Here is a 17,114-nt window from a genome sequence, read left to right as displayed (position 1 = left end):
GCCGCAGGTCACATCTCCAGCATCAGGCGCGTCGGATTCTCAATGCAGTCCTTGATGCGGATCAGGAACGTCACGGCCTCCTTGCCATCGACCAGGCGGTGATCGTAGCTGAGCGCGAGATACATCATCGGACGGATCTCGACCTTGCCATTCACCGCGATCGGACGCTGCTGGATCGTGTGCATCCCGAGAATGCCGCTCTGGGGAGGATTGAGAATCGGAGTACTGAGCAGCGACCCGTAGGTGCCGCCATTGGAAATGGTGAAAACGCCACCTTGCAGATCCTCGATCTGGATCTTCCCTTCCTTGGCCTTCATCGCGTAGCCAATGATGTCCGACTCGATTTCGGCGAAGCTCTTCTTGTCACAGTCCCGGAGCACCGGAACCACGAGGCCCTTCTCGGTGCCGATCGCCACACCGATGTCGTAGAAATGGTTCTCGATGATGTCGGTGCCCTCGATCGATGCGTTGACCTGCGGCACGTCCTTGAGCGCCTGGACGACGGCCTTCACGAAGAACGACATGAAGCCGAGTTTCACGCCGTGCTTGGCGATGAACTCCTCCTGCACGCTCTTGCGGAGCCCCATCACCTGCGACATATCGGCCTCGTTGAAGGTCGTCAGGATCGCGGCGGTCTGCTGGGCATTGACGAGGTGCGTCGAAATCTTCCGCCGCAGCATGCTCATTTTGCGGCGCGTGGTGCGACCTTCCTGAACCGGCGTGGTGTCGGGTCGTTCGGCCGGTGAATTCAGAACCTTGAAGTCCGGCTTGGCGGGCGCGGCTTTCTTCTTCGGCTCCGGCTGGGGCGCGGCCTTCGGCTCCTCTTTGGCGGCAGCGGGCTTCGCCGCAGGCGCGGCCGAGCTTCCGGATGCGCCCACGGTGATGCGCGCGATGACCGTTCCGATCGTCACCTCCTCGCCCTCGGGCACAATTACCTCGAGCCGGCCCGATTCCTCGGCCTCCAGCTCGGTCGAAACCTTGTCAGTCTCCAAAGTCACGAGCACGTCACCCTTGCTCACCGAGTCGCCATCCTTCTTCTGCCATGCCGCCACGTTGGCCGACGTGATCGACTCGCCCGCGGCGGGCACTTTCACGTCGATGACCTCGCCGCTGCCACCTTCCTGAGGCGCCGGAGCTTCATCATCCGACGATGCCGCAGGTGCGGGCGCCTCAGCAGGCGCGCTTTCCGCCGCGGCGGATTCGTCGATCTCGGCGATCACCGCGCCGATGCCAACCTCTTCGCCTTCCTCGACCAGGATCTTGAGCACTCCGGCCACATCGGCGGTGAGCTCGTTCGAGACCTTGTCGGTTTCAAGAGTGACGAGGGTGTCGCCCTTGGCAACGGACTCGCCGTCCTTCTTGTGCCAGGTGGCGACGTTGGCGGAGGTGATGGATTCGCCGGCGGCGGGGACTTTGACTTCGGTAGCCATGGAGAATGGGGAAATGGAAACTGGGGATCAGACCGAGAACGCGCGTTCGATCAGGCTCTTCTGCTCGCGATAGTGCATCGCTTTCGATCCGGCGGCGGGGCTCGAGGCGCGGCCGCGACCGGCATAGCGGACCCGGCGGTCGATCACCTTCTCGATGCGCGGGAAGATGTAGGACCAGGCGCCCATGTTGAGCGGTTCTTCCTGGCACCAGACAAACTTCGCGGCATTCGGGAACTGGCTGATCAGCGCCTCGACCATCTCGTCGTGGAACGGATAGAGCTGCTCGATGCGGATGATCGCGGTGTTGTTGATCTCGTTCTCGTTGCGGTAGGCGAGCAGGTCGTAGAAGACCTTGCCGGTGCAGAAGACGATGCGGTTGACCACCGACGGATCGTCGAACTGCTTCGGATCAGGAAGCACCTCTTGGAAACAGGAGCCCTCGAGGAAGTCGTCGATCCTGGAGACCGCCTCGGCCCGCGTCAGCAGACTCTTCGGAGTCATCACGATCATCGGCTTGCGGAACGAGCGCTTCTTCTGGCGGCGCAGCGCGTGGAAGTACTGGGCGGGCGTCGTGAAGTTGCCGACAACCATGTTCTTTTCCGCGCACAGCTGCAGGAAGCGCTCAAGTCGCGCGCTCGAGTGCTCCGGTCCCATGCCTTCGTAGCCATGGGGAAGCAGCAGCACGAGATCGGACGGTGTCTGCCACTTCGACTCGGCCGAGGAGATGAACTGGTCGATGATCACCTGGGCGCCGTTCGAGAAGTCACCGAACTGGGCCTCCCACATCGTGAGCATGTTCGGTGCCCCGAGCGAATAACCGTAGTCGAAGCCGAGCACCGCCATCTCCGACAGCAGCGAGTTGTAAACGCAGAACTTGGCCTGGTCCTCGCCGAGGTTCTGCAGCGGGATGTAGCGCTCGCGGCTTTCGGAATCGTAGAAAACCGCGTGGCGCTGCGAAAAGGTGCCGCGTCGGCAGTCCTGACCGGAAAGACGGACCTGGTGCCCTTCCATCAGCAGGGCACCCCAAGCAAGCGACTCGGCGAACGCCCAATCGACCGGCCCGCCGTTCTCAAGGGCCTCGATCCGGCGCGGGACGAAGCGCTTGGCGAGTGTCGGGTGGAGATGGAAGCCCTCAGGAACCGTCGTCAGAACCTTGCCAACGTGCTCGATCGTGGTGCGGGCCACGCCGGTCGGCACGGGAGCGTTCGTGTATTCGTCCTGCGCGACGGCGGTCGATCCGCTGAACACGGTGCGGTCACCCTTCTCCTCGTACTCGAGCATCTTCTGGTGGCCGGCCTCAAGGCGGTTCCAGATCTCCTCCTCGATCGCGGTAGCCGAGGCATCATCAAGCACGCCTTCGGCAACCAGCTTCTTCTTGTAGAGCTGTCCGACCGTGTCGCGGCCCTGAAGCTTGCGGTAGATGTGCGGCTGCGTGAATGCGGCCTGGTCGGTCTCGTTGTGGCCCTGCCGACGGTAGCAATACATGTCGAGCACGATGTCGCGACCGAAGCGCTGGCGGAACTCCAGGGCGAACAGGCCGGCCCAGAACAGCTCCATCGGTTCCTCTCCATTAACGTGAAGGATCGGCGCCTCGATCATCTTCGCCACGTCGGTCGCGTACGACGAGGAGCGGGCGTCGGCCGGCATCGTGGTGAAACCGATCTGGTTATTGACGATGATGTGGATCGTTCCACCGGTCCGGTAGCCAGGAAGCTGGGAAAGGTTGAGCAGCTCGGCGACCGAACCCTGACCGGCGAAAGCTGCATCGCCGTGCATCAGGATCGGCAGGACGCGCTTGCGGTCGGTCTTCACGCCGTCATCGCCGATCAGGCGCTGACGGGCGCGGGCCTTGCCTTCGACAACCGGATTGACGGCCTCGAGGTGGCTCGGGTTCGCCGCGAGACTGACGCGCACTTCACCGTCCGGAAGCTGGCGGACACTCTCGTAGCCGAGGTGGTACTTCACGTCGCCGTCGCCGGCCACGAGGTCGGGAACGTAGTTCGGCGTGAACTCGTAGAGGATTGTCGGCAGCGACTTGGCGACGAAGTTCGCCAGCACGTTGAGCCGGCCGCGGTGTGCCATGCCCATTTCGATCTCGAGGACCTCCGACCCGGGGCAAGCGCCGAGGATCGCGTTGAGGATCACCATCGAGCCCTCGCCACCCTCCAGCGAGAAGCGCTTCTCACCGAGGAACTTCTTGCCGAGGAAACTTTCGAACGACTCGGACTCGAGCAGCCACTTCAGCGCCTGGACTTTGCGATCGGAAGGGTCCGCCTCACGACGCGCGTGCTGCTCGATCCGCTCGCGGACCCAGTGGCGCACCGTCGTGTTGTGAATGTGCATGAACTCGAAGCCGATGTAGCCCGAGTAGGTCTTCTCCATCGCCGCGATCATCTCGCGCAGCTTCATCTTCTCGCCGTTGCGGAAGAATGGGTTCGACGCCTCGCGGTCGAGATCGGCCTCGGTGAAGCCGAACTGGTCGAGTTCCAAACGCGGGTTCCGCTCGGGCTCGCCGATCGGGTTGATGTCGGCCTGCGTGTGACCGAGCGTCCGGTAGTTGTAGACGAGGCTGACGACCTTTCCGTAGAACGCGAGGTCGGTCGCGGGTCCGGCACCCGGTGCGGATTCCTCGGCACCCCGGCGTTTCGGCTGGGCGTTCCCGAGTTCGAAACCTTCGAAGAAGGCAGCCCATGTCGGCTCGACCGACTGTGGGTCCTCGCTCCACTGGGCGTATTTTTCCTCCAGAAGGTCCGCGTTCAGGCGGGCGGATACCGACGATTTCATGAGCAATGGATTCGAGTGGCCGCCGGGCGGGCGGAAAATTACAGCTTGGCCCCGGACGCGCAGCGCTTAGGTAAGGGGCGTGCCCGATTGCGTCAACCGCACAGGGCCGATTTCCACCGGAAAATCAAGATCCGCTGCCCAATATGATCGAAGTCCGCGACCTGACGAAACGCTTCGCCCGCCATACCGCCGTCCGCGACGTTTCCTTCTCGGTCGGCAAGGGTGAGATCGTCGGCTTTCTCGGACCCAACGGCGCCGGCAAGACGACCACGATGCGGATGCTCACCGGCTACCTGCCGCCGACCTCCGGCAGCATCGAGGTCGGGGGCTGCGACGTCTTCCGCAACTCGATCGGCGCCCGCCGCCGGATCGGCTACATGCCGGAAAACGTGCCCCTCTACGACGACATGCGCGTCCGCGAGTATCTCAAGTTTCGCGCCCGGCTGAAGGGGCTGTCGAACCGCGACGCACGGACCCGGGTCAACGAGGTGATCGAGACCTGCGGTCTTGAAACGGTGCGGCGGAAGATGATCCGCGTGCTCTCGAAAGGCTTCCGCCAGCGGGTCGGCCTTGCCGACGCCCTGGTCCACTCGCCCGACCTGCTCATCCTCGACGAGCCGACCAACGGCCTCGACCCGAACCAGATCCGCCAGATCCGCGAACTCATCCGCCGCCTCGGCGAGAAGCACACGATCCTCCTTTCCACCCACATCCTCAGCGAGGTGGAAATGGTCTGCGGCCGCGTGATCATCATCGATGGCGGCCGCGTCCGCGCCCAGGACACGCCGACCAACCTTGTCGAAGGCATGCGCGCCGCCGGCAAGGTAATCGCAGAAATCGCGGCCGACCCGGAAGTCGTCACCGGAGCGATCTCGCGCCTCGACCACGTCAAGCGCGTGACCCACGAGGGCGTCGAGGACGGCTGGCACCAGTTCGAGATTCTTGTCGATTCCGGCACCGACGCCCGCGAGCGGATCCAGGAACTGGTCGCCCAGAACGGCTGGTCCATGCGGACCCTCTACCGCCGCGTCGCCACGCTCGAGGATGTGTTTGTCGAGCTGACGCGTCGGGATTGATAGCCAACCGGCTCTCCCGCCGTTCCGATTCCTGTGAAGTTCATTCAAACCCTCGCGATCGCCACCGCGCTCGCTCCCTTCGCGCCAGCCGCCCCGGTCACGAAACCCTGCGCAGACGGGCTGGTCCGGACCCAGATCGCCTCGCAGCCGGCCCTCAAGAATCCGGTATCGGTAAGTGTCGATGCCGACGGCACCGTCTATGTCACCGAAACCTCCCGGCGCAAGGTGGCGGACCTCGACATCCGCGAGGTCGGCTTTTTCCGAGAGGACGACCTCGGACTTGAGAGCATCGACGACAAGCTTGCGCTCTTCCGCGAGAAGATCACCAGCGAGCGGTTCAAGAAGCATGGCTCGCTCAAGGACCACAATCGGGACGGCAGGATCGATTCGAAGGACCTCACCGCATTCAGCGAGCGTATCCATCGGCTCACCGACAAGGATGGCGACGGCGTTTACGAGACCTCGAACGTGTTCGCGGATGGCTTCGACACCGAAGTGACCGGCATCGCCGCCGGAGTGCTGGCCTGGAACGGGGACGTCTACGCAACCGTGGCGCCGGACGTCTGGAAACTCCGCGATACGGACGGCGACGGGAAGGCCGACCAGCGCGAGTCGATCGCCCACGGCTTCGGCCTCCACATCAACTACGCAGGGCACGACATGCACGGTCTCACGCCGGGTCCCGACGGCCGCCTTTACTGGACCATCGGCGACAAGGCGCTGAATGTCGTTTCGAAGGAGGGCACGCGCTTCTTCTATCCCGAACAAGGTGCGCTGCTCCGCTGCTATCCCGACGGGTCCGGCTTCGAGGTCTTCGCCCACGGACTGCGCAACGTGCAGGAGATCGCATTCGACGACTACGGCAACCTGTTCGGTGTCGACAACGACTCGGACCAGAAAGGAGAGAAGGAGCGCCTCGTTTTCATCCCCGAGGGCTCCGATACCGGCTGGCGCGTCAACTACCAGTATCGCGGAAAGGACTACAATCCGTGGATGGCGGAACGGATCAGCTTCCCCGACGGAGACAACCGCCCCGCCACCTGGCTGCCCGCCCTGCAGAACTATGTCGACGGCCCCGCCGGCTTCGCCTTCAACCCCGGCACCGCTCTCTCGCCGAAATACCGGAACCGCTTTTTCCTAACCCAGTTTCCAAAGGGACGGATCATGGCAATGGAGCTGGTTCCGGAAGGTGCCGGTTTCCGCCTTGCGAGCGACAGCGTGCTGGCCGAGGGCGATGCGTTCGTCGGTTGCAGTTTCGGCCCGGATGGCGCGCTCTATGTCGTCGATTGGGCCGGTGGCTACCCCCTCAACGATAAGGGTGCGGTCTGGCGCATCGATGATCCGAAGGAAGCGGGCAGTCCGATCCGAAAAGAGGTCGCGGGCTATCTCGCCGCGGGGCCGGGGAAAGTGGCTGCGCCTGAACTCCTCAAACGACTCGGTCACGCCGACCAACGCGTCCGGCTCGACGCCCAATGGGAACTCGCCCGCCGCAAGGAAGCCGATGTGCTGACACAGGCGGCCCGGTCCGGCCAAACCCTCTCCGTCGTCCACGGACTTTGGGGACTGAGCCAGCTTGGGAAGTTCGACGCGGACGTGTTCGGCGAATTGGCGAAATCCGAAGTCCCTGAGGTCCGTGCACAAGCGGCGAAGTGGGTCGCGGAGACGGCAACCAAGGATGCCGTGCTTGCCCCCCTGCTCGCCGACTCCTCCGCGCGCGTTCGTTTTCATGCCTGCATGGCGGTGGCCAAGACCGGACGTCGCGATCTGCTGCCCCAAGTGATCGAGTTGATCGCCGCGAACGCCGACAGCGACGCCAATCTGCGACACTCGGCCACCATGGCGTTGGCGATGGCCGGGACCCCGGCCGACCTCACCCTTCATCAGCATCCCTCACCTGCCGTGCGCAGGGCAGCGGCCATCGCGCTGCATCGCGCCATCGACACGCACTTCCGGGTCCGCCCGGCGACAGTCAGCTCGGAAGAACGCATGCGTGATCCGGAAGTTCTCGAACGCGAAGCGGTTCTGGCCGGCTACCTCGGCGACAAGGATCCGTCGATCGCCACCGAGGCAAGCATCGCCCCCTACGACACCCCGGCGACTCCGACCGGTCTCGAGTCCGTTTCGCTGCTCATCGAATCCCGTCCGGATCTTCCCGAGGCGGCGATCCGTCGCTCCATCGGAGCCAACCGCCACCTTGGCACACCCCAGGCGCTGCGGCGTCTCGCGATCTTCGGTGCGCTCAACTCGGCACCGGAGTCCCTACGTTCGCATGCTCTCGATGTACTATCCTCCGCCGATTCAGCTCTGACGCTCGACCCGGTCGATGGCCGGCGCGTCGATCTCCCCGCGTCTGATCTTCCATCGAACCTGCGCGTCGCGCTTGGCGTGATCCTCGCCGGAATCGACGGCGGCAAGGACCTCAAAAAGTCGGCCTCGGAAGCGATCGCCCGGGTCGGGGAGAAACTCACACCGGACCAACTTGCCAAGCGTGCGGCCGATCCGAAGGTCGACGCCGGCACCCGACTACTCGCTTTTGCCTCACTCACCGGCGACGACTTGAGAAAGCAAACCGCCATCGTGATGATGAAGTCGAACGACCCGACGGTTCGCAGCGGCGCGGCCTCCGGAATCGCGGGCGAACAACCGGAGATTGTGTTGAGCTACATCCGTAATGTTGCTCTTCCTTCCGAAGAGCTCGCCGAGACCCAGAACGCCATCCGTCTTCTCGGAAAGCTCAAGTCACCAAAGGCCCGTCCACTGATTGAGGCGCTTGTGGCATCCGCCATTGACGGCTCGGCGAACACCGGCTTGCTGCTTGAGATCATTGAAGCGGCAAAGGCCTCGAACGTGGAGTCCACCGCGCTGGAGGCCAACCTCGCGAAGACGTCCGCCCATCTTCTTCACGGCGGCGACGCCGACCGGGGAGCCGAGATTTTCAACACCAGCCTCGCGGCGAACTGCACCGCGTGCCACCGGATCGGTCCGGATGGCTCCGAAGTCGGCCCTCCGCTCGACAAGGCCGGCACGAAGGAACGCGAGTATCTTCTCGAGTCCTTGCTCAATCCGCAGGCTGCAATCGCCGAAGGTTATCCGACGCCGTCCAGCATGCCGCCGATGGGACTGATTCTTCCTCCGGCCGACATCCGCGACCTCGTCGAATTCCTTGCGAGCCAGAAGTAGGAGTGGCGCTTTGCAAGCGCCATATCCATGGGATGGCGGCTTCAGCCGCCTGCGCGACCTAGAGGTCGCCGCGCCCACTCATGGCGCTTGCAAAGCGCCACTCCGACCTACCTCGCATTGAGGTTCGTGATCGTCTGGAAGATCGCGTTGATCATCAGATACGCCATCGTCCCGATCAGCAGTGCCATCACGATAAGGATGGTCGGCATGATCAGCGCCATGATCCGGCTCAGATCCTTGTTGAGTTCCTTGTCGTAACGCTCGGCCGCACGCCGCAGCGACTGGTCGATCTTGCCGGTCTGTTCACCGACCGAAACCATGTCGATCAACAGCGCAGGAAAGTTGCCGGTCCGGACCATCGCCTTCGACAGCGCCCGACCGTCACCGACCTGCTCGATCACTTCATCCAAAGAGGTCCGGAGCGAAAGGTTCTGCGTGGCATCGCGCGACAACTCGAGCGCTCGCAGCAAGGTCAGGCCGTTGCCCACCAGGTTCGCCATCGTTTCGAGGAACTGGACGTAAAAGCGGCTCGAGATCACCGGCCCCACCAACGGCAGCTGCAGCTTGATCCGGTCCCAGGTCGGACGGTTCACCTCGTTGTCCTTCCAAGCCTTGAAGAACAGCGACCCCGCGATGATCAGGATCACATAGACATACCAGAACTCGGTGAAGTGATCAGTCACCGTGACCAGAAGCTGGATCGGCCCCGGCAGTTTCCCGCCCGGCGCCGACTCGATGAGTTGCGTGAGCTGGGGAATCAGGATCGTGACGAACACGATCGTCACACCGATGCCCGCGAGGATCAGGAACGCCGGGTAGATCATCGCGAGGATGAGTCGCGACTGGAGCTCCGACAGAGTCTTCAGGTAATGGGCCTGCCGACGAAGGATCGTGTCGAGCGCACCCGACGCCTCACCGGCCGCCGCGAGCGAACAATAAAGCGGTCCGAAGCTCGGACTGACGCGTTTGAGCGCGACCGAAAAGTTCGTACCATCCCGCACCAGATGCCGGATCCGCTCCGCCACCTCCTTCAGCGAACCGAGCTCCTGCCGGTTCTCCATGGCACGCAACGCAGGTTCGAGTTGAAGCCCCGCCGCAAGCATGTCGGCGAGTTCTTCGGTGAACAGAACCACCTCGGCCCGCTTCAGCTTCACGCCTCCGCTTCCGTCTTCTGAGATCTCCGGCCTGGCCTTCGCCCGTGGCGCCGCATCCGCCTTGGCGGACTTCTTTCCTCGCTGCGGCACATCCGCCGCAGCCTGCTTGAGACTCACCGGCTGCAAACCCTTCCGGTCCAGCAAGCGAAGCGCCTCATTTCGGTCGCCGGCATCGAGCTGTCCGGTCTGGATCGCTCCGCCGGGACTCAGCGCTTTGTAGGAAAAGGCAGGCATCGCAATTATCTAACGGCTCACTCTCCCCCGGCGTCGGTCGCGGTGACCGAAATCACTTCCTCGATCGTCGTCAGGCCCTGCATCACCTTATACCAGCCATAGCCGCGCATTGGGACATATCCGTCCTTCACCGCTTGCGCCCGGATCTCGGGAGCGCCGGCACTGTGGGCGACCAGCTCCTGCATGGCGTGACTCAGAACGACCACCTCGTAGATCGCCAATCGGCCGGAGAACCCGGTGTCGCGGCATCGATCGCAGCCGTTGGCCTGGTAGGCCTGGCCTTCGAGATTGAGCGGGATGCCGAGGTCGCGACGGTCGAGTTCGGTGACATCACGCGGCGTCTTGCAGTTTTCGCAGAGCTTCCGAACAAGACGCTGGGCGAGGAATGCGCGTACCGCAGCGGAGACGAGGAACGGCTCGACGCCCATGTCGGTCAGACGGCTGATTCCGCCGAGCGCGTCGTTGGTGTGAAGCGTGGAAAACACGAGGTGACCGGTCAGCGACGCACGGATCGCGATCTCCGCGGTCTCGAGGTCACGGATCTCACCGATCATCACGGTGTTCGGGTCGGCCCGCAGGATCGAACGCAAGCCGGCCGCGAAGGTCAGGCCGATGTCCGACTTCACCGCGATCTGCATCACCCCGGGCAGCTTGTTTTCCACGGGGTCCTCAATGGTCACGATCCGCTGGTCGGGCCGGTTGATCTCGCTGAGGAAGGAATAGAGACTCGTCGACTTACCCGAACCGGTCGGGCCGGTGATCAGGATGATGCCGTTCGGCAAGTCGAGCAGGTTGGTGATCTTCTGCCGCACGAACGGCTCCATGCCGAGGCGGTCGACGTTGAACTTCTGCTGGTTGAGCAGACGGAGCGAAACGCTCTCGCCCTCGACGGTCGGCACGGTCGCAACCCGCACGTCGATCGTCTGGCCTTCGAACTGGAGGTTGATCCGGCCGTCCTGGGGCAGACGTCGCTCGGCGATGTCGAGGCGCGACATGATCTTCAGACGCGCGATCACCGAACTCTGGAGCGCCTTGATGTTCTCCGGCACGGTGACCTCGATCAGGCGGCCGTCGACGCGGTAACGGATCCGCAGGTTGTCGGCCAGCGGCTCGACGTGAATATCGGTCGCCTTCTGGTCGAGAGCTTCCCGGATGATCTGGTTGACGAACTTGACGACGCTGGCCTCTTCGTCCTCGTCCTCGTCGATGACGTTGGCTTCATCGGAGTTCTCCAGATTGGCGAAATCCATGTCCCGCCCCTCGAGGATCTGCTCGAAGGTGTCGGCACCCACACCATACAGGCGTCGCAGCGCCTCGTGAATGCGGCGACGGGAGGCGACGCACCAGTCGACCGGCATCGCGATCTCCTGAGCCACGGCTTGGCGGGCCACGAGATTGAAGGGATCGAAGGTCGCGAGTTTCAGCCGTGGATTCTCCTCATCCCCGGTGATCTCGACCGGCAACAGGCGGTGGCGCAGCGCGATCCTGGGACCGCAGGCCTCGCGAAGCGGCAGAGGTGCCTCGGGCTGCGGAATGCTCTCGAGCCACTCCATGCCGAGCTCTTCGGCGAGTTCCCGCATGTAAGGTTCCTCGTCGACCACCCCGGCATCGAGGAGATCGTCGATAGGCGAACGCTGGCGTTGAGAGGCGCTTTCCAGCACCTCCTCCAGTTTTCCAAGGTCCTGGCATCCGCTCTTGCGGGCGGGTTCGATCAGAAGTTCCGTCATTCGGCTGCGCGTCTTGTCGGGTAAAACCACCGAAGCTGCAACCTTGTCGCTGAAAAATCACCGGCTTCCGCGTCATTGCCTGCCGCCGGTCTCCGGCTAGGGTTTCGCCATGCGCTGGCTGTGGATCGCGGTGTTCGGCTTTGGTGCGGTTTCGGCCGCGCCGCCTTCGATCCGTCCCCAGCCACCGGTATGTGAGCCAGTTCCGGGCTCGGAGCGGACATGGAACACGCGGGTTTTCCGGATCGAGTCGGAGATCCAGGTCGCCCCGGACCGGCTGCAGCGCCTCGCCCAGGTCGCCGACACGACGGCTCAGGCCGTAAGGGATCACCCCCTGCCCTTCTACGCCCCGCCCGAAAATGACCGCCCGGTCCTCCGAATCTATGGCACGGTCGAGAGCTACGCCGCCGCCGGGGCCATGGCCGAGACCGCCGGCTGTTACCTGTGGAAACGCCGCGAGGTCGCGCTTAACGCCGTCCATCTGTTCCAGAAGATCCCCGGGAGCCGGCTCGGGCCACTGACCGACGAGGATCTGGTGGTCCACGAAATCGTCCACCTGTGCATGCATGGCTCCCAAGGCCGGATGCCCCAGTGGTTTTCGGAGGGAGCCTGCGAGTACTTCGCCGCCGCCCACCGCGGGGCCGGCCGGTTCCAGTTCACCGATATCGAGCGGGAGATCCGGCTTTTGCTGAAGAAACGTCTCGCACCCGATGGCGGCGCCACCGAGCTCCTCGCGATCCGGGAAGTGGCAGGGCTCGGTTCCCGGGACTGGTCGACGAAAATGCTGCGCCTGCAGCCCGAGGACCGCTATCGGGGTTACGCCACCGGCCTGCTGCTTTTCCACTACCATCTCCACGGCGAGCGATTCGACGACCTCAAGATCGCCCTCAAGCGCCAGCCACCCGCCCCCCCAGAGTCGTTCGAGGAGCTCCCCAACGAAGCCCCGCAGCTGGAAAGAGGGCTCGTAGAGTTCTGGAAAGGCCACGGTCTGGGCGTCCGATTCACTGTCCCCTGATCGTGCTACCGGCGATTTCAGCCCGGAAACCGCAGGTTTTACTGGATTTCTTAAGTTTTTTCAAAGCTAACCTAAGTTTATGCTTTGCTTTTCCGAAGAAGTTGCACAAATTGCGAACGTGCTTCGGCACCGGTCCGCTGGAAACTTTCAGCTCAAACCGATTGATAGACTCCGGGGGGAGGTTGTTGATCGGCGCTGGCAGTTTTCAGTAAGGGCTCAGAAAGGACGCGAGTTGTGAATCCGGGGGGAATCCGACTCGCGTCTTTCTTTGTACGGATGGCGCCGAGCCGGACGACCGCTCGTGCTCAGAGCTCGTTGTATTTGCGGTTGTTGCCGCGGGACTTCTCGACGGGATAGCGCTCTTCGTTGCGCGCGATCTTGGCCGCCATCACCTCACCGAGATCCATGCCCATCCGGTCCGCCATTTCGAAAAGAAGGATCCCGACGTCCGCGATCTCCGAGGCGATCTCGTCCCGATGCGACTTGGCCCGTTCCTCGATCTGCTCCGGCTGCTGCCAGACGAAGTGTTGCATGAGCTCCCCGGCCTCGGCGGCGATCGCCACCGCCATGTCCTTCGGGTTGTGATAGGCATCCCAGTCACGAGCCGCGGAAAAGCTCCGGATTCGCTGGGTCAGCTCGCGGATCGAATCAACCATGGCCCCGCATTCGCAGGTGTCGTGCCCGCTGCCAAGACGATTTGATGGAATGCCCGACGTCCTTGCGTCTCCTATGGACGAGCCTAACGTGTTGCCATGAAGTCTGCCGCCATCTCAGCCATTCTCGCCCTTTCCCTTGCCGCCTGCGCGGACGAGTCTTCCCGAAAAGTCATGGAAACCTCCGACAAAGCCCCCGAACAACCCGCCGCCAAGATCGAGAAGACCGATGAGGAGTGGCGCAAAGAGCTGACGCCCGAGCAGTATGAGATCCTGCGCCAGGCGGGCACCGAGCGCGCCAACGGCCAGGTTTATCACGAGTTCAAGAAGCAGGGCGCCGGCACCTACTACTGCGCCGGTTGCGACGCCGAACTGTTCTCCTCCAACGAGAAATTCGACTCCGGCTGCGGGTGGCCTTCGTTCTACGATCCCTCGAAAGCGAAGAACGTGAAGACTTCGGTCGACTACCATCTCGGCTATCCCCGCACGGAAGTCCGCTGCGCGATCTGCGACGGGCACCTCGGCCACGTCTTCACCGGCGAGGGATTCGACACTCCGACCGACAAGCGCTACTGCATCAACGGCACGGTGCTGAAATTCGTGCCAGCGGGCGAGCCGAAGCCGGACAAGACGCCCGAAGAGGCACCCGAGAAGCCGGAGCCGGAGAAGCCGGAGTCCGAGTAAGCGCCGATCAGGCGGAATCGCGATCGACCTGCCACAGCCTCTCGGCCGCGCGGCGGGCGTTTCCTTCCTTGGGCATGCACTCGGCCCCGAGCGGCAAGGTGTAGCCCATCTCACGCACTTTGCGGAAGACTTCGCTGTAATTCACCTCACCGGTACCCGGTTCGTTGCGCGCCGGCGAGTCGGCGAACTGGACGTAGCCGATCCAGTCTTTGCCCTTGTCGAGATTGTCGATCAGGTTGCCCTCGAAGCGCTGCATGTGGAAAAGGTCCCAGTTGAGCTTCACCCTGTCGGAGCCTACGGCCTCGCAGATCGCGATTCCGTCGTCACTGCCATACAGGCAGTGCCCCGGATGGTTGTAGGGATTCATCGGTTCGACGATCGCCGTGCATCCGTGCTTCTCCAGCACCGGCACGGCTGCCTTCAGTTTCTCGATCACCGCGGCGTGCATTTGTTCCTTCGAGAGGCCCTTGATGTTGTCACCAGCGACCACGCAGAAGAGCTCGCAACCGGGAAGCAGCCGGGTCGCTTCGCACGACGCCTCGATTTCCTCGACGAATTTGTCCACCGGGAAATCCGGATCGTTGATCTCCTGACCGAAACCCCAGGCAGTGAACTGCGTCGCGGTCATTCCCTTTTCGCGGAGCAGCTTGCCACCGGCCTCGAGATCCTTGTCGCGCCAGGTCCAAAGCTCGATGGCGGGAAAGCCGAGTTCGGCCGCCTGTTCGATGCGCTCACAGAAGTCGCCCTCGAACCACATCTCGATGTTCACCGCGATCGGCGTGTTCGGCGTGCGTCCGGGGAGTTCGATGCTGTCGGTCATGGCCCGAGACGCAAGCGGAGATCCGGAACCGATGCACGCCAGAAAACCCGCCAAGCCTGCCACCCAACAAAAAGCGGGCGACCCCGAATGGAGTCGCCCGCTGTGAAGGATGGTCCGACGCTTAGCGCAGGAACGCCTCGTGCAGGCCGCCGTCGACCGTCACGACCTGGCCGGTCGTCTTGCTCAGGCGCTGGGAAACAAGGAGGAAGTACGCCTCGGCTTGGTCGGCCGGAGTGATCGGGCTCTTGGTCAGGGTCCGGTCGGCGTAAAACTGGGCCAGCTTGCCCACCAAGCTCTCGGTTTCCTCGTCGTCGCTGTAGGGAATGTCGTACTTGGCCAGCGAACCGATGACACGGTCGCGGGGGAACATCGCGGATCCCTTGACCACGGTTGCGGGTGCTACACCGTTCACCCGGACCAGCGGTGAAAGCTCGATCGCAAGCTCACGCACAAGGTGGTTTGCCGCCGCCTTCGAGGTGTCGTAGGCGAGGCTTCCCTTTTTGGCCACGGCCGCGTTGGCGGAAGTCGTCAGCACGAGGTTGCCGCGAAGGCCCTGCTCGCGCCACGTCTTGGCCGCCTCGTCGGCGACGAAGTAGCTGCCGGTCACGTTGATCGAGAACGTCAGGCCCCACTTGTCATCCGGGATGTGGCCGGTCGTGTCGCTCGGCACGAAGATGCCGGCGGTCACGCAGATGTGGTCGAAGCCCCCGAAAGCGAGCGCCACTTGATCGAGCATCGCCCGGATACTCTCGCGATCCGTGATATTGGCAGCGAGACCGATCGCCGGACCGCATCCGGAAATCCCGCTACCGGCCACTCCGATGCCGAGACCATACTTGTCGGTGATCTCCTTGGCGGTCGCCTGAGCGGCTTCCTCGTTGAGATCGACGCAGACGATCTGTGCGCCGTCCTTGACCAAGCGGTGGGCGGTCTCCTTGCCGATGCCCGAACCGGCACCGACAACCACAACAATCTGGCGGGCCAGTTCCTTCTCGGCAGGCATGCGCTGCAGCTTCGCCTCCTCAAGCAGCCAGTACTCGATGTCGAACGCCTCCTGCTGCGGCAGCGAGATGTATTCATCGATGGCTTCGGCACCGCGCATCACCTCGACCGCGCAGTTGTAGAACTCGGCAGTCACGCGCGACTCGGACTTGTCCTTGCCCCATGCGATCATGCCCAAGCCCGGAATCAGCACGACGGTCGGATTCGGATCGCGCATCGCCGGCGAGTTGTCGTGTTTGCAGTTCTCGTAGTAGGTCGCGTAGTCCTTGCGATACTGCTCCAGACCGGCTTCGAGCTTCGCCTTCAGCGCGTCGAGATCTTCCGTCTGCGGATTCCAGTCGACATACAGCGGCTTGATCTTTGTCCGGAGGAAATGGTCCGGGCAGGAAGTGCCCAGTTCCGCAAGACGCGGCGCATCGTTCGAGTTCACGAAACGCAGGATCTTCTCGTCGTCCTGGATCGTTCCGATGAATCGCTTGAACTGCGAAACCCGACCGCGCAACCACGGCAGGATCTGCGCGAAGGTGGCACGGCGCTGTTCCTCGGGAAGCGTCTCGTACTTGGCGCCACCGAATGCCGCCGCGTCGCCGCCCTTGCCCTCATACTTGGCCTCGATGTACTCGGCCGCCTTCTCGATGAACTCGAGCGTGCGGGTGTAGCAGACCTTGTCGTCGTCGTCCCACGAGATAAAGCCGTGCTGGCCCATCATGATGGCCTTCACGCCCGGGTTCTGCTTCTCGATCTCCTGCATCGCCAGACCCAGTTCGAAACCGGGACGCATCCACGGCACGTAGGCCATTTCGCCACCGAAAATCTCCTTGGTCAGCGCTTCGCAGTTCTTCGATGCGGCGATCGCGATGATCGCGTTCGGGTGCATGTGGTCGACGTGCTTGCCGGTGAGGAAGCTGTGCAGCGGCGTATCGATCGACGACGCACGGGGATTCAGATTGAAGGTCGTGTGGAAATACATCGCCACCATCTCGTCCTCGGCCGCCGTCTTGAGCCCCTTCTCCGGCTTCGCGGCGTAAACGTCCTGCAACGCGATCAGCTTGTCCTGATAGAGCGACGAGAAATTCTCGCGCTTCGAAGTCCGGAGGTCGCCACCGCTACCCTTGACCCACAGGACTTCGACGTCCTTGCCGGTCAGCGGGTCGGTTTCGACGATCTTCGACGAGGTGTTGCCCCCGCCGGTGTTGGTGACGCGCTGGTCGGCACCGAGAATGTTCGAGCGGTAGACGAGACGGTCGACGGCATCGAGAGTCGCGGCGTGGGAGTCATCCCACGAATAGTTCACATGTTTGAAGTCGGGCATGGGTCTGAGGATTGGTGTTGACGGCGGCAGCTGTGAAATAGAAAAC

11 protein-coding genes are annotated in these 17,114 nt (G+C 63.1%); 4 read left to right on the top strand and 7 right to left on the bottom strand.

Annotated features, from left to right (window positions below; translation table 11 throughout):
- Positions 1–8: 8 nt before the first annotated feature.
- Positions 9–1,430, bottom strand: a complete 1,422-nt coding sequence (gene sucB / locus HAHE_RS19270) for a dihydrolipoyllysine-residue succinyltransferase (protein WP_338686775.1) — start codon at positions 1,428–1,430, stop codon at positions 9–11.
- A 27-nt stretch (positions 1,431–1,457) separates the two neighbouring features.
- Complete coding sequence (locus tag HAHE_RS19265; RefSeq protein WP_338686773.1) at positions 1,458–4,214, bottom strand: 2-oxoglutarate dehydrogenase E1 component; 2,757 nt, start codon at positions 4,212–4,214, stop codon at positions 1,458–1,460.
- A 143-nt stretch (positions 4,215–4,357) separates the two neighbouring features.
- On the opposite strand from HAHE_RS19265, the gene HAHE_RS19260 reads away from it, so the two are divergent.
- Together HAHE_RS19260 and HAHE_RS19255 are read left to right on the top strand one after the other, a co-directional pair.
- Entirely contained in the window at positions 4,358–5,290 is a 933-nt protein-coding gene (locus HAHE_RS19260; protein WP_338686771.1) for an ABC transporter ATP-binding protein, read from the top strand.
- 33 nt (positions 5,291–5,323) lie between these two features.
- Entirely contained in the window at positions 5,324–8,470 is a 3,147-nt protein-coding gene (locus tag HAHE_RS19255) for a PVC-type heme-binding CxxCH protein (RefSeq protein WP_338686769.1), read from the top strand.
- A 107-nt stretch (positions 8,471–8,577) separates the two neighbouring features.
- On the opposite strand, the gene HAHE_RS19250 is transcribed toward HAHE_RS19255, so the two are convergent.
- Both HAHE_RS19250 and HAHE_RS19245 read right to left on the bottom strand, forming a co-directional pair.
- A complete protein-coding gene (locus HAHE_RS19250; RefSeq protein WP_338686767.1) occupies positions 8,578–9,858 on the bottom strand; it encodes a type II secretion system F family protein in 1,281 nt (426 codons plus the stop codon).
- A 17-nt stretch (positions 9,859–9,875) separates the two neighbouring features.
- A complete protein-coding gene (locus HAHE_RS19245) occupies positions 9,876–11,585 on the bottom strand; it encodes a GspE/PulE family protein (protein WP_338686765.1) in 1,710 nt (569 codons plus the stop codon).
- 109 nt (positions 11,586–11,694) lie between these two features.
- Between HAHE_RS19245 and HAHE_RS19240 the strand changes: the two genes are divergently transcribed.
- Positions 11,695–12,597, top strand: a complete 903-nt coding sequence (locus tag HAHE_RS19240; protein WP_338686763.1) for a hypothetical protein — start codon at positions 11,695–11,697, stop codon at positions 12,595–12,597.
- 305 nt (positions 12,598–12,902) lie between these two features.
- Here the strand turns inward: HAHE_RS19240 and HAHE_RS19235 are convergent, their stop codons facing one another.
- Positions 12,903–13,253, bottom strand: coding sequence for a nucleotide pyrophosphohydrolase (locus HAHE_RS19235; protein ID WP_338686761.1), 351 nt, complete (start codon positions 13,251–13,253; stop codon positions 12,903–12,905).
- A 96-nt stretch (positions 13,254–13,349) separates the two neighbouring features.
- On the opposite strand from HAHE_RS19235, the gene msrB reads away from it, so the two are divergent.
- Positions 13,350–13,934, top strand: a complete 585-nt coding sequence (gene msrB, locus HAHE_RS19230) for a peptide-methionine (R)-S-oxide reductase MsrB (protein WP_338686759.1) — start codon at positions 13,350–13,352, stop codon at positions 13,932–13,934.
- 7 nt (positions 13,935–13,941) lie between these two features.
- Here the strand turns inward: msrB and HAHE_RS19225 are convergent, their stop codons facing one another.
- Together HAHE_RS19225 and HAHE_RS19220 are read right to left on the bottom strand one after the other, a co-directional pair.
- Positions 13,942–14,754 (bottom strand): TIM barrel protein, encoded by an 813-nt coding sequence (locus HAHE_RS19225; RefSeq protein ID WP_338686757.1) that lies wholly within the window; start codon positions 14,752–14,754, stop codon positions 13,942–13,944.
- A 121-nt stretch (positions 14,755–14,875) separates the two neighbouring features.
- A complete protein-coding gene (locus HAHE_RS19220) occupies positions 14,876–17,068 on the bottom strand; it encodes a bifunctional rhamnulose-1-phosphate aldolase/short-chain dehydrogenase (protein WP_338686756.1) in 2,193 nt (730 codons plus the stop codon).
- Positions 17,069–17,114 lie beyond the last annotated feature (46 nt).

Source organism: Haloferula helveola, assembly GCF_037076345.1.
Lineage (GTDB): Bacteria > Verrucomicrobiota > Verrucomicrobiia > Verrucomicrobiales > Akkermansiaceae > Haloferula > Haloferula helveola.
Note: the sequence above shows the minus strand (reverse complement) of the source record. Positions and strands in the feature narration are given on the sequence as shown.